Origin of the sequence: Chryseobacterium sp. 6424 (assembly GCF_003692615.1) — a bacterium.
In the GTDB taxonomy this organism is placed as follows: Bacteria; Bacteroidota; Bacteroidia; order Flavobacteriales; family Weeksellaceae; genus Kaistella.
In genome coordinates this window covers 461,717-485,360 of the sequence record NZ_CP023540.1, presented here as the reverse complement: position 1 = coordinate 485,360, position 23,644 = coordinate 461,717, and the positions used below count along the sequence as shown (strand labels likewise).

The 23,644-nt window shown below is 40.1% G+C and carries 21 protein-coding genes; 5 read left to right on the top strand and 16 right to left on the bottom strand.

What is annotated here, in order from left to right:
• Window positions 1–2 precede the first annotated feature (2 nt).
• The 6 genes from CO230_RS02225 to CO230_RS02200 are packed head-to-tail and all read right to left on the bottom strand — an operon-like array spanning window position 3 to window position 8,607.
• Window positions 3–1,079 carry an EpsG family protein gene (locus tag CO230_RS02225; RefSeq protein ID WP_122027109.1) on the bottom strand — a complete coding sequence of 359 codons (1,077 nt, stop codon included), beginning with the start codon at window positions 1,077–1,079 and terminating at the stop codon, window positions 3–5.
• A complete protein-coding gene (locus CO230_RS02220) occupies window positions 1,069–1,950 on the bottom strand; it encodes a glycosyltransferase family 2 protein (protein ID WP_122027108.1) in 882 nt (293 codons plus the stop codon). Before CO230_RS02220 ends, CO230_RS02225 begins: the two co-directional genes overlap by 11 nt.
• On the bottom strand, window positions 1,940–3,412 hold the full coding sequence (locus CO230_RS02215; protein WP_122027107.1) for a flippase: 1,473 nt from the start codon (window positions 3,410–3,412) through the stop codon (window positions 1,940–1,942). Before CO230_RS02215 ends, CO230_RS02220 begins: the two co-directional genes overlap by 11 nt.
• The gene (locus CO230_RS02210) at window positions 3,409–5,790 is read right to left on the bottom strand and encodes a GumC family protein (RefSeq protein WP_122027106.1); all 2,382 of its coding nucleotides are present in this window, start codon (window positions 5,788–5,790) and stop codon (window positions 3,409–3,411) included. Before CO230_RS02210 ends, CO230_RS02215 begins: the two co-directional genes overlap by 4 nt.
• An 18-nt stretch (window positions 5,791–5,808) precedes the next feature.
• The gene (locus CO230_RS02205; protein WP_122027105.1) at window positions 5,809–6,618 is read right to left on the bottom strand and encodes a polysaccharide biosynthesis/export family protein; all 810 of its coding nucleotides are present in this window, start codon (window positions 6,616–6,618) and stop codon (window positions 5,809–5,811) included.
• Window positions 6,619–6,663: 45 nt separating this feature from the next.
• Entirely contained in the window at window positions 6,664–8,607 is a 1,944-nt protein-coding gene (locus CO230_RS02200) for a polysaccharide biosynthesis protein (RefSeq protein ID WP_122027104.1), read from the bottom strand.
• Between the two features lie 525 nt (window positions 8,608–9,132).
• On the opposite strand from CO230_RS02200, the gene CO230_RS02195 reads away from it, so the two are divergent.
• Complete coding sequence (locus CO230_RS02195; RefSeq protein WP_122027103.1) at window positions 9,133–10,116, top strand: lipoate--protein ligase; 984 nt, start codon at window positions 9,133–9,135, stop codon at window positions 10,114–10,116.
• A 118-nt stretch (window positions 10,117–10,234) separates the two neighbouring features.
• On the opposite strand, the gene CO230_RS02190 is transcribed toward CO230_RS02195, so the two are convergent.
• The gene (locus tag CO230_RS02190) at window positions 10,235–10,612 is read right to left on the bottom strand and encodes a hypothetical protein (RefSeq protein ID WP_122027102.1); all 378 of its coding nucleotides are present in this window, start codon (window positions 10,610–10,612) and stop codon (window positions 10,235–10,237) included.
• Between the two features lie 76 nt (window positions 10,613–10,688).
• Between CO230_RS02190 and CO230_RS02185 the strand changes: the two genes are divergently transcribed.
• From CO230_RS02185 to rpsB, 4 genes are all read left to right on the top strand, one after another.
• Window positions 10,689–11,024 carry a hypothetical protein gene (locus CO230_RS02185; RefSeq protein WP_122027101.1) on the top strand — a complete coding sequence of 112 codons (336 nt, stop codon included), beginning with the start codon at window positions 10,689–10,691 and terminating at the stop codon, window positions 11,022–11,024.
• A 170-nt stretch (window positions 11,025–11,194) separates the two neighbouring features.
• Window positions 11,195–11,650, top strand: coding sequence for a 50S ribosomal protein L13 (rplM, locus tag CO230_RS02180; protein WP_122028857.1), 456 nt, complete (start codon window positions 11,195–11,197; stop codon window positions 11,648–11,650).
• A gap of 5 nt (window positions 11,651–11,655) precedes the next feature.
• Window positions 11,656–12,042 (top strand): 30S ribosomal protein S9, encoded by a 387-nt coding sequence (gene rpsI / locus CO230_RS02175; RefSeq protein ID WP_122027100.1) that lies wholly within the window; start codon window positions 11,656–11,658, stop codon window positions 12,040–12,042.
• Window positions 12,043–12,228: 186 nt separating this feature from the next.
• The gene (rpsB, locus tag CO230_RS02170) at window positions 12,229–12,996 is read left to right on the top strand and encodes a 30S ribosomal protein S2 (RefSeq protein ID WP_122027099.1); all 768 of its coding nucleotides are present in this window, start codon (window positions 12,229–12,231) and stop codon (window positions 12,994–12,996) included.
• Window positions 12,997–13,057: 61 nt separating this feature from the next.
• On the opposite strand, the gene trmB is transcribed toward rpsB, so the two are convergent.
• The 9 genes from trmB to CO230_RS02125 form a co-directional block, all read right to left on the bottom strand.
• On the bottom strand, window positions 13,058–13,735 hold the full coding sequence (gene trmB / locus CO230_RS02165; protein ID WP_122027098.1) for a tRNA (guanosine(46)-N7)-methyltransferase TrmB: 678 nt from the start codon (window positions 13,733–13,735) through the stop codon (window positions 13,058–13,060).
• 90 nt (window positions 13,736–13,825) lie between these two features.
• Entirely contained in the window at window positions 13,826–14,617 is a 792-nt protein-coding gene (locus CO230_RS02160; RefSeq protein WP_122027097.1) for a hypothetical protein, read from the bottom strand.
• 203 nt (window positions 14,618–14,820) lie between these two features.
• Window positions 14,821–17,754 (bottom strand): reprolysin-like metallopeptidase, encoded by a 2,934-nt coding sequence (locus tag CO230_RS02155; RefSeq protein WP_122027096.1) that lies wholly within the window; start codon window positions 17,752–17,754, stop codon window positions 14,821–14,823.
• Window positions 17,755–17,977: 223 nt separating this feature from the next.
• A complete protein-coding gene (locus CO230_RS02150) occupies window positions 17,978–18,637 on the bottom strand; it encodes a DUF6048 family protein (protein ID WP_122027095.1) in 660 nt (219 codons plus the stop codon).
• Complete coding sequence (locus CO230_RS02145; protein ID WP_122027094.1) at window positions 18,603–19,082, bottom strand: DUF6452 family protein; 480 nt, start codon at window positions 19,080–19,082, stop codon at window positions 18,603–18,605. Before CO230_RS02145 ends, CO230_RS02150 begins: the two co-directional genes overlap by 35 nt.
• Window positions 19,083–19,093: 11 nt before the next feature.
• A complete protein-coding gene (rlmD, locus tag CO230_RS02140) occupies window positions 19,094–20,503 on the bottom strand; it encodes a 23S rRNA (uracil(1939)-C(5))-methyltransferase RlmD (protein ID WP_122027093.1) in 1,410 nt (469 codons plus the stop codon).
• Between the two features lie 127 nt (window positions 20,504–20,630).
• A complete protein-coding gene (locus CO230_RS02135; protein WP_122027092.1) occupies window positions 20,631–22,136 on the bottom strand; it encodes a thioredoxin-like domain-containing protein in 1,506 nt (501 codons plus the stop codon).
• 139 nt (window positions 22,137–22,275) lie between these two features.
• Window positions 22,276–23,043: a succinate dehydrogenase/fumarate reductase iron-sulfur subunit gene (locus CO230_RS02130; RefSeq protein ID WP_122027091.1), complete on the bottom strand. Its 768-nt coding sequence runs from the start codon at window positions 23,041–23,043 to the stop codon at window positions 22,276–22,278.
• A 21-nt stretch (window positions 23,044–23,064) separates the two neighbouring features.
• On the bottom strand, window positions 23,065–23,643 hold the full coding sequence (locus CO230_RS02125) for a hypothetical protein (RefSeq protein ID WP_122027090.1): 579 nt from the start codon (window positions 23,641–23,643) through the stop codon (window positions 23,065–23,067).
• Between the last annotated feature and the right edge of the window lies 1 nt (window position 23,644).

The following is a 23,644-nucleotide window of genomic DNA, read 5'->3' as shown; positions in this document are numbered from 1 at the left end:
TGCTATAGATTATTAAACCAGAATTTATATGGTAAGAAAGAAATTTTCTCGATTATTTTATTTCCATAGTTAATAATATATATTGTTAAAAAAGAATAAGATATAGCAAACCAAAGAAGAACTAATATAGCACTATTTAATTTATAGACTTTTTTATTAATCAGAAATCCGTAATAAGGAAAGATAAATACCCAGAAGATAAGGAAGAAGCTACTGATTCGCAAGGCACTATTAGGCTCAAATAAGAGAATATTATATAATGCACCACCGACTGTAGTAATAAATATATAATTTTTATTCGCTGGATTGAGATCTATAAGTTTTTTGTAAAAGAAGATATTAAAAATACAAATAGTATAGATAATGATGGGAAGCAAAGTTGGTGCTTTAGAATTCATCTCTATATAAAACTTTACTTGTTCATTAAAATTTTGTGACGCAATCAACGGGAAAACAAAATTCTGCACCATCTCTGAGATGAAAAAAGAAGAGGCAAATAAAACAATATTTAAGGTCTTACCAGACTTCATATTGACTAGAGGATAAAGAATTATTCCCAGCAAGCCTGAACTGTGAAACATGCTAGCAAGGCCTATGGAGATCAGGAAAGGCACTATTTTTTTTTCTACGCAGAATTTGTAGGAGTAAAAAATTAAAGCGCCAGCTAGCGACTGTCTAAGGGTCGATAATGATGCAAAAAAGAATTGTGGATATGAATAAAATATAGCCCAAGACAGTAAGGTATTAACTGAATATTGGTCAATAATTTTTTTAGTCAGAAATAGGATGAGAAAGCCGAAAATAATAAATGCCGCCGGATAAAAACCAATATGATATGTAAAGCTAAAGATAAGTTTACTTAATATTTCATACCGATCTAGATTATTATATTTAATATCCTGTACATACATTTCATAATCCCATCCTACATTGTACCTAAAAATTGTAAATACTAAAAGCATATAAAAAATCAGGATTGAATTACTTTTATTGCGCTTTACATAAGGTATGCACAGTAAAAAAACCATACTAATTATTAAGTATGGCCACAGGTCTATAAAACTGAATTTATAATTCATGTAGATTTTTTAATTTTTCAATTTCAATAATCATCCTTCTGTAAAATGTAGCAGCTTCTGTTTTCCGCAATGAATTATATAAATACAGAAATTTATAGTATCGTGAAATCTGGTTAATCATTTTGCTGTGACTTATCCCTCTGTTTTGTGCAATAATCAGAAAAGACTTTACACCTTCAAGATGTAACTCTATACTCAAGTTACGATCATGCATTTTATGAATATACCCTAACGATTTAGCAAATTTAATCTTATTCTTTTTAGATTTCTTTTTCAAACGATACTGAAGGTCTGATTCCTCACCATATAGGAAAATTTCTTCGTTATATCCGCCAGCTTCTAAAAAAGCTTCTTTCCGTACTGCAAAACATGCCCCGCTGAAACAGAAAAGAACTGAAGTATAATAATTAAAATACACTGCAAACTTATGAAGAACCAACTTTAAAATACTATGTGAAGAAATTATATAAGACGGATTTTTCTGACCAGCAATATTTTCATACTGCTGCATTCCTAATATACCTAATGCAGGATTTTCCTTAAACGATTTACATATGATGTTGAAAACTGGTTTATAAAGTGTTACGTCCGGATTCATTATTAGAATTATTGGCGAAGAAGAATGCTGAATGCCTACATTATTCCCGAATCCATATCCCTTATTTTCTGGCAGTTTAATAAATTTAATAGGCAAAGGAAAATTGTATACGAGAACCTCGGTAGTTGCAACATCTTTACTTGCATTATCAACAACCACCACCTCAATATTATTACCACAGTCATTATATTGTATGATACTATTCAGTGCCTCCCTTAGAACTTCCGAAGAGTTGTAGGTCACAATTATAATACTTAGCTCCTTACTTCCCATAACCAATGGTTTTCAAAATCATTCCTATTTGCTGCTGCATAGTTTTTTCCTTTATTAATAGCAAAAGTGACAAATACAAAACAAAAAAACCACCAGATGTCACAATAAAAAGATACATGTCTATTTCTCCTTTATATAAAAAGTAATAAGATACAGAAACAACCAGCATAATAAAATTTACACTAAGTATTTTATGGAAATTTGAAGTCCATATATTAATATATAATACAGATCTTTTCATAAATATAACCATTATTAAAACAGAAAGTAATTCAGAAAGAACAGCTACTACTGCAGCCCCTAAAAAATCAAAATGTTTGATAGCTTGATAATTCACAATTACGCTGAACACCGCGGAGATTGCTACCGCAATGGTGTAAATTTTCTCTTTATTTTGGGTATAAAGAATAAGATAACCACAGAAATAAGCAATACCCACGATAAAACAAAGCGGAGAAAGGATTTGCATAGCCAGCGCAGAAGGGCGGAAACTATCACCTCCAACTATTTCAATAATTTCATGAGCAAAAAGTGACAGGTAAATACTGAATGGTAAAGCAACTAACATTATTAAATACATCGCTTTAAGAACATATTTTTTATAAGAGCCAATGTCATTCACAAAAAGCGTAGAAAGCCTAGGAAGCATAACTATACCAATCATCGTTATAAGTTCAATCACAAAGCGGACGATTTTATTAGCCACAGTATAATATGCGACACTACTGTTTCCCTTTAATGTACCGATGAGGATCTTATCAAGATGAAGATAAATATTAATGGAAACCGCTGCAAAAAAAATAGTAAATATAGGAGTCATATGCCGCCGGATATTTAAATGGCGAAATAACTCTGGTCTAATATTAAGTGCCCTGAACAGATAAAAGATATTAAGAATATTAGCTCCGCCTAAGATAAAAAGCATTATCGCTACAAAAACCACTTCATCTTTCGGACTTTTTACTAAAAAAATAATGAGCAAAAAGCCAATTATTCTTACGATTACTGTCCGGATAGTAAGATATAATTGGTTTTCCATTCCCTGAAAATACCATTCACTCCCAATATTATTTAGTAATATAAGTCCTCCTAATATTATAAACAGCGTTTTATACGCGGATAGAGAATTCTGATGTATTATAAAACCAAACAGAAGTATATAGGATAAAAAAGTCGTTATAATCAAAATTAAAAAAAGCTCCAAAAATACTTTAGTTCTCTCCTCCACATTATCTCTAACTCTGGCTATAGCTTTAATCCCATAAACCGGTATTCCCAAAGCAGAGAATAAAATTAAATAATTAACGATACTTAATGTATACTCATATTTACCAATAACTTCAACTCCGAGAATCCTATTAGTATATGGCATCATTCCTATTCCTATCAATGCACTGCTAAAAATTCTAACCGCACTAAGAATATAATTCGACCTTAAACTTTGTGTTTTTACTTGTCTCACAGGCGTTCACTTATCTTTTGCAGAAGGCTCTTTTCAACTGCACTATACCCATACCCGTACTTGTTGCCATACCCAAAATAATCTTTGTCCACATCATTCAATACAAAGGCTGTATTTTTTATCTTACCCGATCCTATCTGCTTATTCGCAAAGTCGACCAGTGTTTTTTCTGTGTAACCAGAGCGTGTTACGTACAAGGTAGCATCAGCCATGTGGGATATCAGCAGCGTATCTGTCACCAACATTAATGGCGCGGTATCTAAAATCACATAATCGTATCTGGTCCTGAGTTCTGCCACCAGCTCTTCATAACGCCCGTTCGACAGCAGTTCGGTAGGGTTTGGCGGAATGCTGCCCGAATAGATGACATCGAGATACGGATTGAAAGTGCTCACATGGATCACATCAGACAGATTTGTTTGGTCATCATATAGGAATTCCGTCAATCCAATAAGTCCTTTTCTTGCAGGATTGTAGCGCTGCAACTGCGGATTACGGATGTCTGAACCAATAATGATCACTTTCTTTTTCGGTGTCGCCAACGTAAGTGCCAGATTAACCGAGACAAATGTCTTCCCCTCGCCTTTTACCGTAGAGGTGACAAAAACCACTTTCCCGGTATCCATTTTCGGCAACATAAAGTTCATATTGGTAATGAGGATCCGGAAGGCTTCTGCCATCGGAGAAAGATCATTCAATTCCACGAGTTCATTCTGTCCCTTTTCTACGCGAGGTAATTCAGCAATAACTGGCGCATGTGACAACTTTTCAACATCATGTTTTGATTTGACCTTGTCATTAAAGAGTTCTCTTAGATAAATGAAAACGAACGGCAGTAGCAGTCCAGCAATCAGTGTCGCCAAAAGAATGATCACTTTCTTAGGAGCTACGGGCTCCGGCGTTGCATACGCATAATCTACAATCCTGGCTTTCGGGGCCGTAATAGCTAAAGATATCGCCGTCTCTTCACGTTTTTGAAGCAATAACAGATATAAATTCTCCTTGATTTGCTGCTGTCTTTCAATGCCCCGGAACATTTTCTCTAAAGATGGAATCTTTGATATTTTCCCACTTACCAGATTTTGTTCCGACTGATATTGTTTACGCGCCAGATCAAGACCTGTCCGGTTTTTCTGTAAACTCTGCAAAATAGAATTCTTCAGATTATTGATCTGTCCGGTGATCTCCACAACCGCAGGGTGCTGAGGTGTAGCAGTTTCCAGAAGCCTGTTTCTTTCGAGAACCAAATTATTATATGCGGTAATATTAGCCGTAGCGGTGGGATTTGCCAAACCTACATTTGATGGAAGCGCCTGATAATTGCCTGCCTTACCTACATAACTGATAAGTGCATTAGTCAGTTCGAGTTGCGCATCTGTTTCCAGCTGGCTGGCGCGTGCAGCAGCGGAACTCTCAAGATTAATTTTAGCTTCCGTCTCAATGTCAGAAATCTTGTTTGCTGACATGAATGTTTCTTTTTTGTTTTCTACTTGGCCAAGTTCTTCGGAAACTTTGACTATCCTTTCATCAATGAATTCAAGTGTTTTTCTTGATTCAGAGTTTTTATCGTCAATTGCCTCCTTATTATAAGCTGTCACCAATGTATTCAGGATATCCTTGGCTTTATCGATTTGAGGATAATTCATACCTAAACCAATCACCGTTACATCCTTGTTCACCAAGCTCACATCTACAAGAGATTGTAACTCATTGACACGTGATTCGTTAGAAGCAAAAGAAAGTTTTATATCAGTATATTTTCCAGTTTTGCCCGCGTCAAAGTTGGTATTTTTTGTGATAATGATGTTGGCAAAAGGCAAACTGATGGTTTTTCCTAAAATCCCCTTTGTTTTATAATTCAATTCTTCAGAGACCAGCGTCACTTTATCTCCTTCAAGACTAGCATTGAAAAATTCTTTAGGGAATTTCTGATTTTTCTTTTCATTAATCAAGTGAACGGATACTGGTGACGTTTCACCATACAGTTCTTTTGTAATGAAACCCTCTTCCACGAATACAGCCGTCTGCAAATGCTTTGTAGTCACTACATTACGCATCAGCCTCTTCGATTTCAGTATTTCAATCTCATTATCTACACTGTTGGTACCCATGCCCCCAAGGCCAGAAAGATCCTTCAGCACACCCATTTCGCCCGCAGCAGAACCACTGCTTTTGGCATCCTTAATTAGAACGGTAGATTGAACACGGTAAACAGGTGTAGTGTTTTTCAAATAAAAATAAGCGACTAATAAAGCCAGAAAAGCACTTACAATAAACCACGGCCATTTCCGCAGGTAAGGTTTTATGATTTCATTAATATTGATTTCCGTGTCCGTGTTAACGGGGGTAGAAGTTTCGTGAGCAGAATAATTATCCATTAGAGATAATGATGAGGATTATTTTTTAAAGACTAAGGCGAGAATAGTAACAACGATAGAGGCTACACCGATATAAAGGCCAGCATTGGGATCTAAACGCGCGGTCTTTTCCCTTGTTTTATTTGAAGAGATATAAATGACATCCCCCTGCTTAAGATGATAATAGGGCGAGTTGATAAACGAAGCATCAGTAAGATTAATTCTTTCTTTGGTCATTTCACCATTGATACTCCTTACCACGAGTACGTCATCGCGTTTCCCATACATGGTTAAATCCCCAGCAAGACCAACAGCATTAAGAAGTGTGGTATAACCGTCGGACACAACGTATTGCCCCGGTCTGTTAACTTCTCCCAAGACCGTTACTTTAAAATTTGCCAGACGAACATTCACAGTAGGATTAATGATATATCGGGTAATTTCGTTACGAAGTTCCTGTTTAAACTGTTCAAGTGTTTTTCCGGTTGTAGAAAGATTTCCCACCACAGGAAAATCTATATTTCCTCCGGAATCTACGGTATAAGTCGGTCCTGCGAAAACCGCTTGTCCTGCTGAAGGCAAATTACCGCCAGCCTGTGCGTTCTGAATGATTTCCCCTGAAGAGTAATTTTGGTTAAAAGGTTTGATAACATCCAGATCTTTAGCCGATACCATAATCACCAACTGGTCACCCGGCTGTATGGTAGTAACTGCATTTTGGACTGACACGCCCGTTGCAATATCTTCTATATTTTGCATATAATTAAGGTCACTCGCCTTATTTACGGGCTTGCATGAGATAAGTAGAGAAACTAAGAATATGAGAATTATAACCGGATTTCTATTCATTATAAGTATTTAAAAAATCAAATTTTGCAAATATACAATTCTCCGCTATTTATCCAATGCCTCGTATACGGAATTATTGCTTTTAAACTCCGGCACGATATCTTTCAGGATCTGTACCACCTCAGCTTTCTGATGCCTTAATGTCGCACGAACAATCTTCTTCACATAACCGTCGATTTCCTCAAACTGCATATCGGTATCTTTGGAAATCATAATCTTTTCGTGATGTGTAGGCAATGTAGTAGCATCATCGCTTAACAACTCTTCATAGAGTTTCTCGCCCGGCCTTAAGCCTGTATATATCAGTTTGATATCTATATGTGGCTCAAACCCCGAAAGTTTAATCATCCTAGTCGCCAGATCCAATATTTTTACAGGCTCCCCCATGTCGAAGACAAATATCTCTCCTCCGTTGCCCATAGTACCTGCCTGTAATACTAAATCGCAGGCTTCGGGAATCGTCATAAAGTAGCGTACAATATCGGGATGAGTAATCGTAATTGGACCACCGGCTTCTATCTGTTTTTTGAAATGCGGAATCACCGAGCCGTTCGATCCCAATACATTCCCGAAACGGGTAGTAATAAATTTTGTCCGGTTACCTTCCGTATTCTGTAGCGCCTGTACAAAAAGTTCCGCCGCCCTTTTAGATGCGCCCATCACATTGGTAGGTTTCACTGCCTTATCAGTAGATACCATCACAAAGCGGTTCACCTGATATTCACACGCGAGTGTGGCTACATTTTTAGTACCCAAGATATTTACGAGTACAGATTCGTGTGGATTTTCTTCAATCAGTGGCACATGCTTATATGCTGCAGCATGATAAACCATGGCGAACTGGTACTTCTGGAAAAGTGGTTCCAGCCGATGTTTGTTTGATATATCTGCCAATACAAATTTAAACTCAATCAGTGGAAATCTGGCCCTCATCTCCATTTCGATTTCATAAAGCGGTGTCTCTGCCTGGTCTAGTACCACCACCAAAGATGGATTCAGTTGTGCTACCTGACGCACGATTTCGCTACCAATGGAGCCTGCGCCGCCCGTGATCAGTATTGATTTTCCTTCGTGGCGTATCCTTACCTCATCATTTTCGATATGAATAGGCTTTCGGTTCAATAAATCTTCTATTTGCAGGGAGCGAATGGAATTTCCTTCTAAATCGTTATCCCGAAGTTTCTGTACAGAAGGTGCTTTCAAGACTTTCAGGTCTTTTTCCAGGAAGAGGTTTACCCACGAGTTTATGTCTTCTTTGGTCATTCTTTCTTTTACAAGCAATACCCCATCAATCATCAACTGTTCTTTGGTACTGCGCTCCAGCCTATCACGACTGAGTATCGGTTTTCCCAAGAGATTTGCCAGGCGGTAATCCGGTCTTTGTGTAAGAAACCCTGTCACGTAATAAGGAAGGTTCGGATTATCTAAAATAGCTCTTGCCACCGCTACCGATTGCTCATCAATACCCAGAACTAAAATCCTTTTTTTTAGGGAACTCCGGCGGAACTCACGCGCTAAATGGAAAAATTCTTTTACAAACAGCCTCAGCATGAACATCAGCATAAAGGAGGTAGCGAAAAAAATCGCCAGGAACGGGACTGACATGTAAATCATTCGTTCCCCATAGAAAAAATAATATGTAAAATTAATGACACCCGTTATCGCCGTGGTAAAAAAAGTAGCCAGGAACAGCTTAAAGAGATCAATAAAGGTCGAATGCCTGATGATCCCCGAATAAGTACGAAAGGTAAACATGCATATTACGCTAATCCCAATAATCAGCAGATACATATTTATGCGGTTATAGAATACAGGGCGCGAATGAAAACTCAGTTTTTCAATGAGATAACATGAAAATACGATTGCTGTGGATACTAACAGGATGTCAATGACCAAAATTACCCAGCGGGGCAGGTACCTTACGGAGGAAATGCTCATCATATTATCACCACTGTAGATCTTGTTTCTCAGTTTGTTGCGGACAGCCATTACTGTGGTATTTTAATTTTCGGAATTTGATTTTCATCCATCATGTGTGTTGTGCAATGTTACAAAATATTGTGCGGATATGCTAAACGCAGTTCAGAAATATTCTGTAATTAAGGTGTCATGCATATATTATATACGTCTTTGACCCTTGATCTGGATAAAACACAGTCCCCATTACCTATTTCAAAGTTAAGATATTATGTTAACATTTCCCTCTTTGACAAACTAAGTTTCAGTAAAAGATTTAAGAATACCATAATAATTTTTCCATTAATATTCACGATTGCATCGCTTTTCACTCAATGAAATTCTATTATTACTGTAATCTTAAAACATTAAAAGTCTAATAGTTTATTAGAGTTTTATTGGACTTATAATGTCGTTATATTGAAGATATATAAAAGTTGACCCGTCCTTGACGCGTCCTAAAATAACTTTAATTCTGGCTTAGGCTGATGCTGTTTTTTGAGCAATAAAATCAAAGCATTAAATAAAATTCCGCTATTTTTGTCACAAATAATAGGTATGTATATCATTGATTCGCCTTCGCACGATGCGTATTTTAATATTGCTGCTGAAGAGTATCTGCTTAGCAGATTCCCCAAAGAAGACCTGTTTCTGTTATACGTGAACGCGCCTTCTATCATCGTAGGCAAATTCCAGAATACCCTGGCAGAAATCAACCTGCAGTACGTACAGGAAAAAAACATCAAAGTGGTACGCAGAATGTCCGGTGGCGGCACGGTTTACCACGACCTTGGGAATCTGAACTTTTCTTTTCACACTTTGCTGGGCGAATACGATTTTATGGATTTTTCAGCTTTTACAAAGCCTGTGCTGACATTACTGAACAATCTCGGTGTGCCCGCCGTCCTTAAAGGCAGAAATGATTTACTGGTAGATGACAAAAAGTTCAGTGGTAACGCCAAACTCGCACGACAGGGCAAGATGATCCAGCACGGCACCATCCTACTTCATTCTGAAATGGAAGTCCTCAGCCAGGCGCTTACTGTCAATCCACTGAAATTTGTCGATAAGGCTACGAAATCCACCCGCTCGCGCGTGACCAATCTAAGTGAATACCTGCCGGAACCGCTTTCTACCGAAGCCTTTAAAAAACTGCTTACGGAAGAAATCATCCATAACAACCCGGCAGCCGAACGTTACGAACTAACCCCTGAAGACATAACCGGAATTAAAAAATTAGCCGCCGAGAAATATGAAACCTGGGACTGGAATTTCGGTTTTTCGCCAAACTACAACTTCAAGAAAGGGATTAAAGTGCCGGCAGGTTTTATCGAAGTGCACCTCGACGTAGAAAAAGGAACCATCAAGCAGGCCAAGATATTCGGGGATTTCTTCGCGGAAAACCCGATTGAAGATCTGGAAACACAATTAATCGGTGTAAAACATGAATCTTCGCAGATCAACAAGGTACTTTCTGCGGTGGATATTACGCAGTATTTCGGAAAAGTGGAAGTGGAAGAAATTTTGGAAGCCTTCCTATAACCTAAAAAAATCGAGAGGTTGAAGCGTTTTAAAGTAAAATTTAAAACAGAAACACGTTAGTTGTAACTCAAGCAGATCTCCATAACCTTTAAACGCAGAGGACGATGAGATAATATCGCTATTGTTTCTGTACGGACCAGCTTCCCTTCCAGTCAGCCAGCCGCCAGTTTCCGGCTTTTACGTTGAGATTACCTTCAAGTACAAATCCCGACTGTAGTTTTACCGATTGTAATGCACCGTCGTGCCGCACCATGCCGGAGATAAACGAGTTTTCTGCCCCAAATTGTGAAGTTCGGGCCACCGAAGTATATCCGTTTCTTGCAACTTCGATTGTTAAAGTTCCCTTTTCATCTCCCGAGTAAGTCCCTTGATAAGTCCCTTGATACGGAGATACGTAATTTTCTTCCTCTTTCTCTTCCCAGTATCTGTCTAAAATTTCCTGGCAGGAGGTGAATGTAAGTACCAATAATAAGGGTAAAATTGTCCTGGTTTTCATCAGCGTATTTAATTCAAATGTAATAAAAAATTGGATTGAATCTTATAATTTCTAATTTTGCTGAAATTTCCAGCATATGCAGCGTGCCTCTATTTATTTCCTAGCCGGGACAGCCATAAGTTTCCTTCTGAATTATTTTCTATTGGGCAGCAAGGGCTGGGAACTGGATTTGTATTACAGTGTGGCGTTCGGTACGGCGTGGGGCATGGCTTACTTTCTTGATGATGTTAAATTCACTTTGAAGCAGAAGTTAGGTTTTTCATTTATTTCCATGATTTTACTTGTTGCATTAGGAACTGTTCTCTTCAATCTCGAATTAGCTGTACCATCGATTATTAAATTCTCCATGGTTTTTGTTGTTTATTATATTATAGCAAGCTTCAAGGCAAGCAAATCTTTACGGAGTAAATAGATTGAAAAATACTAAAAGTTTTGGAACACACAATCAATTCATCCAATTAAGCGTAAGATTTTCAATTCCTTAGCATAATATTTCCAGAAACATTTCCAGTTTCAAATAAAATCTTTACCTTTGCACACCCTTTTTAAGGGAAAATTATGTTTAACCGTAAACGAAAAAGTGTGAATACATTAAGTTACAAAACCGTTTCAGCTAACAAAGCTACCGCTAATAAAGAATGGGTTGTGGTAGACGCTGAAGGACAGCCTCTTGGCCGATTGGCTTCGAAGGTTGCAAAGATTTTGAGAGGAAAGCACAAGACGAATTTTACGCCTCACGCAGACTGCGGAGATAACGTGATCGTTTTGAACGCTGGGAAAGTAACCCTTTCCGGAAACAAGTGGGCTGACAAGACTTACATCTGGCATACAGGTTACCCTGGTGGTCAGAAGTCTATGACTGCACTCGAACTTCAGAAAAAAGACTCCCTGAAAGTATTGGAAAAATCTGTAAAAGGTATGCTTCCGAAAAACAGACTGGGATCTATCCTGTTCTCTAACCTTTATCTGTATGAAGGGACAGAGCACAAGCACGAAGCTCAGCAGCCAAAAGTTATTAATATTAACGAAATCAAATAATTAATATGTCAACAGTTCACAAAATCGGAAGAAGAAAGACTTCTGTTGCAAGAGTGTATGTGAAACCAGGGTCTGGCGTGATTACCATCAACAAAAAAGATTCGAAAGAATATTTCGGGACTGATGTATTGGTGTACAAACTGAACCAGCCTTTCATCCTTACCGAAACTGCAGGTCAATATGATGTTACCGTAAACGTATTCGGTGGCGGTATCACTGGCCAGGCAGAAGCCATCAGACTAGGGATTTCCAGAGCGCTTTGCGAAATCAACGCAGAGTACAGACTATTGCTTAAGCCGCACGGTCTTCTTACCAGAGACGCCAGAATGGTGGAAAGAAAGAAACCAGGTCAGAAGAAAGCAAGAAAGAGATTCCAGTTCTCGAAACGTTAATTCAGGAGATTCAAGATTCAAGACACAAGATTCAAGACTATATTTGGAGATTTTGGTTCTCGGCTCTTGGCTCTATTATCTAATCAAAAAAATGCCCCGTTTAGTTTAGCACCCAAACATTTCTCCCATCTAAAGAAATTGTTGTTTGCAGAAGAGCGGAACGTAAACTAAAAACAAAAAAGTGACATGGCAAAAGCAAATGTTAAAGACCTTTTAGAGGCAGGCGTACACTTCGGTCACATGACCCGTAAGTGGAACCCAAATATGGCTCCATACATCTTCATGGAGAAAAACGGTATTCACATCGTAGACTTACATAAAACAGCAGTGAAATTGGACGAAGCCTGTGCAGCTTTGGAAAAAATTACTTCTGCTGGCAAAAAAGTTCTTTTCGTAGCTACTAAAAAGCAAGCTAAGGAAGTTGTTGCAAAACATGCAACTGAACTTAATATGCCATACATTACTGAAAGATGGCCTGGTGGTATGCTTACCAACTTCGTTACCATCCGTAAGGCGGTAAAGAAGATGAACCAGATCGATAAAATGAAGAAAGACGGTACTTTCGAAACTTTATCTAAAAAAGAAAGACTACAGGTTGACCGTCAAAGAGCGAACCTGGAGAAAAACTTAGGTTCTATCTCTGACATGGTACGTCTTCCGTCAGCAATCTTCGTTGTTGATATCATGAGAGAGCACATCGCGGTAACTGAAGCTAAAAAATTGGGCATCCCAGTTTTCGGTATCGTAGATACGAACTCTGACCCAAGAAAAGTGGATTTCGTAATTCCCGGAAATGATGATGCTTCTAAATCTATCGATATGATCCTGAGCGTAGTTTCAGATTCTATCAAAGAAGGTTTATCTCAAAGAAAAGCAGACAAAGAAAAATCTAAGGAAGAAGGCGAAAAAGTATCGGCTGACGCTGATGCAGATTTCGATAATGCTGCAGAATAAGATTTTATCTTAAATAAGAAAAGCTCAGATTATTTCTGAGCTTTTTTTGTTTTTATCACCTTTATTTTATGCGAAACTTAATATACGTAATGGTTTTACCTTTCGCAGAAAACAATCCCTCGTAATAAGTTTTTATTTCCCGTAGCAACGGTGTTTCCGGATCATATTCCGGTGCGCCGTAAATATCGTGATGGGCAGAAATAATTTCGTGGCCAAGCCCCTGAAGTAAACCTAGTGTATAACCATGCAGAAATTCCGAATCGGTTTTAAGGTGCATGATGCCGCTGGATTTCAGGATTTTTTTGTAACGCTCCAGAAAATCAGGATGCGTCATGCGGTGCTTCGTGCGGCGGTATTTTATCTGCGGATCGGGGAAGGTAATCCAGATCTCATCTACCTCATCTGTGGCAAAAAAACAGTCGATAAGCTCAATCTGTGTTCTCAGGAATGCCACGTTGTCTAAACCTGTGTCCACCGCTTCTTTGGCCCCGAACCAAAAGCGTGCGCCCTTGATATCGACACCGATGAAATTTTTCTCAGGAAACGCTTTTGCCAACCCTACAGAATACTCGCCTTTGCCACAACCCAACTCCAACACGATGGGATTGTTATTTTTAAACACCTCATCACGCCATTTCCCTTTCAGGTGGTAACCACTGATGGCCTCTTCCCTGGTCGGCTGAAAAACGTTTGGAAGTGTTTTGTTTTCATCGAATCTTTTCTGTTTATTCTTACCCATTATGTTCTGTTTGAAACGTGCAAAAATAGCTAATTTTTGGGCAAATACGTTATGCTACATCCGTATAGCCTTTCCGATAGGTTAAAAATATTATTTAGGTATTTCCATTAAAGTGGAGTTGCGCAGCCGACGCTGGTAAATCGGCAGATACTTTTCGATATAAATACCAATAGCTTCGTAATTATTGGCGGAAAGATAGGGGCTGAGGTTTTCTGAAGTATATACAAACTGCAGAAAGTTACCAATCATCTGTGCGGGGATTTTCAGGGTGATGAAATATTCGGTACCGTAATAGGTATGAATTTCGGCAACTGCCTTGTTCATCCGTTCATATTGGTTGGCGCGCTCCTGTTTCTTGCGTTCGCCGGAGAGGATATCAAATATACTTTCTAAACTGAAAGTTAGGCCACCACCTGAAAAACCCGCTACGGGTAACTGTGGCGGCGTACCATCGCCTTTCGGAACCGGAAGACCAATCATCTGTTGCAAAGCGAGGGTCTTTTCGCCATTTTTAAGTGAACTTACATCTTTACGCAAATTTCCGGTAGGCTTGAATTTACTTATAACGACTTCCTGAATATCGTAGTACGCAATTTTGAGCTCTACAAAGTTCGAGGGGTTTGCAAGGTCCTCAGCCGTAACTTTTACATCTTTACGGTCTGTCACAATGGAAGTGAAACGGATGATATCGCCGGGTTTGGCAGGAATTTTAAATGCACCAAAATAATCGGTGTAAACAGTACTTTGCGATGTAAGGTTGGTGACATACACCTGATTGAGATAATAAACTGAATTATCGCGGATGATGATTTCGCCGGTGAAAAACTGTGCACGCAGACCACTGATGAACAATAAGATGACGAGCAGGAAAAACTTCTTCATAGAGTCCGTAAAAATAACTCAATTTTAGTACAGTTCTATGACTAATGGCGTACGGCATGGGTTAAAGTTTGGTTAAAATATACCAAATAAAGATAAAATTCGGCACAGTTACTTCCAATCGCCTTTGCAATACATATCACGCTGATATATAACAAAAAAATCCCCGGTGAACTGCCGGGGATTGGATATGAGGTAAGAATCAATTACTTCTTGATGAACTTCACTTGGCTTGTTTCACCTCTGTTCTGGATAGAAATAATGTACACTCCTTTTGATAGTTGTGAAACCTGTACTTTATTATCAATGATTTTACCTTTTGCTACGGCTTGGCCGGTAACATTGTAAATAGTGTAGGTAGCGCTGTCAGTAACCTTCGTAATGTTCAGTACATCAACAGCCGGGTTCGGGTAAACCTGTACCGCATTATTTTTTACCAAATCATTCGCCGCAAGGTTTGCCGATATTTTCACCGCATAATCCTCTACTTCACCATAACTAAAACTTTTACATGGTTGTAATTGCCTAGCATTAGACAACACGACCCTCATCCCTACCGGTTTTTCACCTGCATAAGCATCGGCTGGCACAGCGAAATTTTTTGTTTCCGGTGTCGTTTTATTTAGAGAAGTGCTCATGATCATTTCAGTGTCTTCATAGATTCCGTTACGGTTGAAATCAATCCAAACCGTAATCGCTTCATTATATTTAGTGCCAACCCATTTTTTAGTCACTGAGATTATGTTGTTGGTTGTCCCTTGTTTGAGGTTAATCATTCTTGCAGTATCCCCACTGTAATTAGAATAAGTAGTAGCTCCCGAATTGCTTGACATTACGGTACCGCCATCCGGGGTTACTGTTACATTAGAAATGTACTCATAAGAAGCATCGCTTGAAGTCATTACACAATATGGTACAAGTAACGTGGAGAAATTAGCTGTTGTCGTATATGTACCTACGTTACCCGAACAAACGGCTGCAACCTGCACATTATACGTGGCATAATCCTCCAGATTGGTCATTGTGAAGTAAGCAATATTTACAGGAACTTCTGTCCAAGCAGCATCAGCAGCTTTCTTATATCTTACCATATAAGTCGCGCCTGACATGGCATCCCAGTTAAGGACGGCTGTATTATGCGTAATGTCAGAGACCACTAAATTAGTAGGAGCGCTACCATCACAAGCAGCGATCTGCGAAACTGTGAGCGGCGCTATCGTATAAAATACATTTCCGATGGCTGATATCCGAAGTTTTATTGTTGCACCTGAGGATAACGCAGGAAAATGAAAGTCTTCCTGACCATCATTAGGCGTTGATGCTGCCAATACCGTCCATGTCGCACCATTGTCTGTTGTATAATCAATCTTCACGTTTGCTGCATTGAACGGAGCCACATTTGTGCCTTCCACATTCCAATAGAGTGGACCTGGGGCATTATTATAGACTTTAGTCGAAATAATTTTAAATGGACCGTTATTGCTTACCGTTACTTTTTGTAAGACACTCTGTGTCTGCTGTTGTGCGACATCAGGATGATTATCGCGTACCGTTACCTGGAAGTTTTGCACTCTGGCAACAGTAGAAACCGCTTCCCAGTCGGTAGTGTTCTTGGTATTGCCCGCCAATACGGTTGAAAACTTAGGGAAATAACGTACAGGGCTGGGTGTTGGCAGCCAGGAACGGAAGCTCGGTCCGTTTGTAAGTGTGCCAAGGTTTTGGGCATTGGTAGGTGTAATAGCATTATCTACCTGCTCCCATGTATAGGTAAGCGCATCGTTCTCCGCATCTGTAGCTTGTGCAGTTAACACAAACGGAGTCCCCTTCGGAATGGTAAGTTCTCCCATGTTTGAAATCACCGGTGGGTTGTTGGTGATGTTGGTTTCGATATCGCAAGTTTTAGCCACCAAATTGTCCTGCACCTGTTTGATGGACGCATAATGGAAATAGGCATCAGAATGCTGCTGCACATCAGTATTACCCGTTATGCCTGCATATCCCATAATAGTACTTCCCGATCCTGGTTCTACATTAACTCCTGTACCCGACTCTAAACTCATGGAAAAAGTATGGTTAGCGCCTAACTGATGTCCGATTTCGTGGGCTACATAATCAATATCAAACGTATCACCCGCTGGGATGCCATTAGCCGGAGAAGTAAACGCTGATCCTTTTGCCTTAGAAGTTGCTGTTGCAGGGTTTATACATACACAACCAATACAGCCGGCGTTACCACCACCGCCAGAGGCACCAAACAGGTGACCAATATCATAAGCATTATTGCCAATTTTTGATGTAAGTGTCTTCTGTAACTCAAGATTCCAAGCTCCATCAGCACCTTGTGCCGCAGGAGAGTAAGGGTCTGTGGCCGCGTTTTCATAAATAAGCTCAGGGAAATCCTGCAAAATTAACCGAAGCGCAAAGTCCTTTTCAAAAACACCGTTCGTTCTGGTCATTGTAGCATTAATCGCTGCCAGCGCGTTGGCTACACCGCCGAAATAGGTGGTATATTCACCAGTTACAGATATAGCAATACGCATGGTCCTGAATTTCTTATCAGACGCTTTGCTAAACTCAAGCGGGCTATTCGTAAATGATTTGTTATCAGAGAACAGCTTATCCATCTGCTGTTTGTTAGCCGGGGCTTCACTGGTTGAACACACAAAGGCGCGGTCGCTCTCGGTTTTATTGGTTTTCGGAATTACTCCGTACACGGTTTTTTGCCTGTTCTGAGGCTCAATGAACTCGTATTTGCCATTGCGGACAATCATGGACTGAAAGTCGTTGGGAGCCACACTAAAACGTACGTACGCTGTAGGGTCATCAATCCCTACTCCGACGTAAGAACCCAATTGATAGCGGTCTGCAAGGGATTTCACCACTACCGGTGCGCTGTACACCGCGAACCTTTCTATCTTTCCGGTAAGCGTGGGCAGTTTAATTTCTATAGGCGCAGCACCTTTGCCTGTTTCACTTGCTTTTGTAAGCGTGGATCTTATCGCGTCAAGATCCAATGAATAATAACTTCTGGCATTGGCCGTCGGTTGAATTCTTTCTCCCTGCATGGTTGTGGGACTCCATTGTGAAAACGCAGCCGTTGACATTAACCCGCAAAGTAAAGAGGTAAAAATTCTCTTCATATGATTAATAATTTAATTATTCAAATGTAGAGCATTTTTTTCTTTGGTAAAAGAAAAATTTTTAAATATCAATAAAGATAATAGAATAATTTATATCAAACCCCATTTTAAATAAGCACATTATCAGCGCGGATGGAATATTGATGAAAAATAAGCAATCAGATGAATCTACACATTATTTATAGGAAAACCCCGAAATAATCATCTGATGTTTCTCATTTAATTAAAAATAGTAAGCGATATTCCAAGAGAAGCCCATATTGAATTTTGCGGAGCTACGACCGAATCCTGGTACAATCATCGGCTCAATATCTTCCTGTTTTGTAGCATACAGCAGATATTTAGGCTGTAGGTTGACATCTATATAAAAAGAAGATTCAAATAGCTGTACACGGCCGCCTATGACCGCCTCCAGCCAATAAGAACGCTGTGAACTCTCTGGAAAGGAGGCAGAGGTATCGCTTCCCCCGAAACCGCGCACCGGAACTTTTTCATATTCCTGGGTATAGACAGAAGCCGCTGCTTTTGCACCTGCATAAAAGCCATTTAAAGGATTCTCGCGGTCATCGGCCAGCATATAAAAGCCACCCAACTTTATAAACGCACCCGAGGCCTGTGCATCATACCCATTCTTCTCATACACATTCTTCTCGAAACCTGCATCGGCTACCGCATGAATATGGCGTGACACCCGAGACGACACAAACGCCTGAAACACTTTACGGTCAGAAAATGCCGCCATCCCTGCATTCAGCACATCAATGCCTACCATGAAATTAGGTTTATAATCCCATTTTGATTTCAGGCTATCCACAGGTTTTTGTGCTGCAAGCAGACAAAATAGGAAACTAAAAAAGCAGGAAAAAGTGAGTCTTAGATTCATCGGTGATTTGACTTTGGTTCTGTTCGATTCCGAGAACGGTGCCGGCGCCGGATAAAGTGGCACTTACGTTTTCATAAACTTTCTTAATGCCACAGGCTGGCGATACATACGCTGATTTGGTGGTATAACGTACGTCTATTTCTGTATTGGTGGCTGTAGAAGACAAGCCTACAAAAACTTTCGTTACCGATGCATCATCAACGCGCAGTGGTACGAAAACCGAGTCAGTCCTTGTTCTGGCAGCAATTACGGGCACTAAACCATTGCCGTAATCTACTTTTACAAAAACAGAATCTAACGTGCGGAGTTTGCCGCTGGACTGTGTTTTAAACTTCAGTTTCATACGGGGTGTAGCTTCACCGCTGAGGCAAATATCATCATCGCTGCCACACGATACGATAAGCAACAATAAAAGTAAACTTGTAAAAAAAGATGGCAATTTCATGGATCTCCTATCTATATCTTCACCAAAAGTGCAATATTTTCCACATGATGTGTTTGCGGGAACATATCGACCGGCAAGATTTTCACCAATTTATAGTGTTCTTTCATCAACGCTAAATCGCGGGCTTGTGTGGCAGAGTTACAGCTCACATATACAATTTTCTCTGGTGCCAGTTTCAATATCTGCTCTACCACTTTCTGGTGCATACCATCGCGCGGCGGGTCGGTAATCAGCACATCGGCTTTAGGGTGATTGGCTAAAAACTCATCATTAAAGATGTCTTTCATATCCCCACAATAAAAGGTGCAGTTGGTTAACCCATTGAGCCTGGCGTGTTCCTTCGCCGCATTGATGGCCTCCTGAACAGACTCTATCCCAATAACTTGCTTGGCATTTCTGGCGACATACTGCGCGATGGTCCCAGTACCGGTGTAAAGGTCGTACACAACCTCATCGCCCTTTAAATCCGCAAAATCCAAAGTTTTGCGATATAACTCAAGGGCCTGCTTATAATTGGTTTGGAAAAAGGATTTCGGACCTATCTTGAACTGTAAGCCATCCATTTCTTCCATTAAATAGCCATCACCATGATAGGTTACGACATGTTGGTCGTAGATGGAGTCGTTTTGCTTGGAGTTGACGCAATATACGAGCGTTTTGATCTGCGGAAACTCATTGAGCAGAAAATCAAATAGTTTTTCACGGTTTTCCTGTTCATCACGGAACAACTGAAACAGCACCATCCACTCCCCTTTTGAGTTTTGGCGAAGCATCAGCGTACGAAGGAAGCCTGTTTGCGCTTTCACATCGAAAAATTCGAGTTCGTGCGCGACCGCGTACTGCTTTACGGCCAGGCGAATATAATTGGAAGGATCTTCCTGCAACCAGCATTCTTTCAAATCAAGGATTTTACTCCACATGCCAGGAATATGGAAACCAAGCGCATCGCGGTTACCGAAATTTTCTTCGGAACTGATTTCTGTTTGAGTCAGCCAGCGTGCGTTAGAGAAAGAGAACTCCATTTTATTGCGATAAAAATAAGGTTCGGGACTGCCAAGTATCGGTAATGTTTCAAAATCCTCGATTCCGCCGATTCTTTTGATATGGTTATACACCTCATCCTGTTTATAGGCCAACTGTTTTTCGTAAGAAAGATTTTGCCATTTGCAGCCGCCACACACGCCAAAATGCACACATCTTGGCGTTACGCGATTTGGTGAAGCGACTACGATTTCGGTAGCCTCTGCCTCGATATATTTAGATTTAGATTTCTTCACCCTCGCATTTACCACATCACCCGGTACCGCACCGGCGACTAGGATGGTTTTGCCCTCTTCAGTCTTACCTATGGCAACCCCTTTGGCGCCGGCAGAGAGCAGCTGTATATTTTCGAGGATCAGATTTTTATTTTTCTTACGCATCAGTATATTTAATGTCACAAAAGTAATATTTTAAAATAAAAGAGGCGGCGTAGAATGGCAAACACTATTGATTAGTCATAAAAAAACCTGCCTTTGAAAGGCAGGTTCTATAATTGTTTCGATTTTATTATTTGGCAGGAGCATTTTCTGGTTGCGGCGCCAAAAGATCGTTCTGTAACTGAACATCGGGCTGTACCGTGGGCGCTTTCAGACCAGATATCTTATCTAGGGTAGATACGATTTCAGGATCACCTAGGTTGTAGAAGATTCTGCTGGCTATCTTACCATTTTTATCCACTACCACGAAAGATGGCAATTTAAAGCCGTAAATACCCAAATCTTTCGCGATTTGCGAATTCAGGCCACCTTCGCCATATACATTGGCTCCGGGGATTCCTTTAAGCATGGCATTGCTGGTTTTAATGAACTGCTCTTTGGTATCATCTAAATTAACGAAAGCGAAATCTACCTTTGATTTATAGAAATTCACTACTTCGCGAAGCACAGGCACAGTCCCCTCAGAAATATAAGGATTCCATGAGGCGTAGAAAGTTACCAGTGTCGGTTTCGCCTTAGCTTCACCTATTTTAAAGGCACTACCATCCTGCTTGATGAGTTTGGCGGAAGAGAAGTCTTCTCCTGCCTTAGGACCTGCGATGACAAACTGTACGCGCTGCAATTCTTTCTTAATCTCTGCGTCTTTTATTTTTTCATTAATGATCTTAGAGATTTTCGCTTGGTTTTCAGACGTCATACCCGGTGCAATGTCTCCACTGGAAAGTACAAATGCCAACAGATAGTCTTTGGTAAGTTGCTTCATTTCTTTTTTGCTGTCCAAAAATTTCGCAAAAATTTCTGATGGAAGTTCTGTACCTGTAGGGTTTTGGGCCATCGCGTAATCCTGAAATTCCGGGCTTATTTTGCCAAGCAGATAATTTCGGTACACTGGCTGGTTGCGGAGCATCTTTTCTTCATTACCTGTAAGTTTCGCCTCCATATCGGTAAAGTTTTTAGACACTTTATAAGAAGGGTTCTGCGTAGCTTGCGGATGATTCATCTCATATTGAGCCATCAACCCAAGGATGCTGGCTTTCAGCTCATCTTTTTTGAAGTCTATAACTCCTTTATCGGCGGATGTTTTCTTAGCGGCCGCATCAATACCTGCTTCTATATCGGCTTGTAGTTTCTCAGTTTGCTTCAGGAAGTCTGCTTCTTTTTTAGTCACAAGTTCCCCAACGTTGATTTTCGAAGCGTAATTTTGGGTGAACTGCTGCACTTCGCGTATAAAATCATTATTGTTTTTTGCATCACCGGTAATGGTAAACTGGTTTGGGAAATTACTTGCCTGGCCAGAGATATTCAGCTGCTGCCCGCCTTTCAGGTAAAGCATAGCGGTTTTACCGGCGTAAGTCATGAGGTACATGCCGTCTTTTGGCGCTTCGAAACTTCCGGAAAAGCTTCCTTTACTGTCCACACCTAGATTTACCAGCGGAAGCGTAGCGACACCAGAGGCTTCAATGAACTCTATCCTTTCCAGTGGCGAGCCGCCTGCAAAATTGCCTTTTACCTCTACTTTTTTTGCACACGACATGGCACTGATGGCCACCAGAAGCATTAAAAAATATTTACTCATTATGTAATTTTAATTTGAGCAAAAATAAGGTATTTAAAAGTGTTTTTGTCGCAGGGATAAAATATTTTGTGAAAATTTAACAAAGAAAAAACCACTTTGATGAACAAAGCGGTTGTAGTTGTGTCGTATGTTATAAATACTATCCTCTGTCGAGGTTGGCTGACATAAACTCGCGGTTCATGCGTGCGATATTTTCCAGGGAAATCCCTTTAGGACATTCTACTTCGCAGGCCCCGATATTGGAGCAGTTCCCGAAGCCTTCCTCATCCATGGCTTTCACCATATTCAAGACTCTTCGTTTGGCTTCTACGCGGCCTTGCGGAAGTAAAGCGTACTGAGACACTTTAGCGCCGACAAACAGCATGGCTGAGCCATTCTTACAAGTAGCTACACAGGCGCCACACGCGATACACGCGGCAGCATCCATAGCTTTGTCCGCATCTTCTTTAGGTACCAAGATTGCGTTTGCATCTAAGGTATTGCCTGAAGTGTTTACTGATACGAAACCGCCGGCTGCCATAATACGGTCGAACGCGCTACGGTCAACCACCAAGTCTTTAATTACTGGGAAAGCAGCGCTGCGCCAAGGCTCGATGTGGATGGTTTCGCCGTCTTTGAACATTCGCATGTGTAACTGGCAAGTGGTGATGCCGGTGTCGGGCCCGTGTGCTCTACCGTTGATATAAAGTGAACACATTCCGCAAATACCTTCGCGGCAATCGTGGTCGAAAGCAATAGGCTCTATGCCCTCATTGATGAGGTTTTCATTGAGCATATCGAGCATCTCAAGAAAAGATGAATCTGTGGACACATCAGAAATCTTGTATGTTTCAAACTGCCCTTTTGATTTATTGTTTTTCTGTCTCCAAATTTTCAGAGTCAGGTTTAATCCTTTTTTTGCACTCATATTATTTTAACTTTTTGGAGATTAGTTTTTTACAGGCTTGTCAGCATTTTCAAACTTCCACGAAGAATCCAGAACTGTGATCTTAGCCGAACCACTGGTTTTAAGCTCATCATATTTAGCCATACCTTTCTTAATATTCTCTGATTTATCTTCGCTATTCGGCTCGTATATTTGTTTTTTGGCGCCTTTAACAACTTGATAGAAAAGTCTCTTATCGCGGAATTCATTTGAATTTAAAGGCTTCAAGCTTACGCTTGCGATGAATGCTCCCATCTGGCCCTCCGCGTTCAGCACATACACTGAGTTTGGCTCGAGATCCGCTTCTACAAAATCACGGTTTTCTGATGCAGCCCAAAAAATATGTTTTCCTGGCTCGCATTCATAAACTAAATATTTAAATCCGGAAAGCGCACCTAAAAACTTATCACCATCATATATCCGGAAATTGACCAGTGGTCCCGCACCTGTTTTTAAGACATATACCAGCGCTTTGCCTTCTGAAGGCTTTTCGATGGCTTGTGTAGTGACTTTCTGTGAACTTATGAAATTGCAACTTAGTATAAATACGAAAAGTAGCAATGCTTTATTTAAAATCTTCATT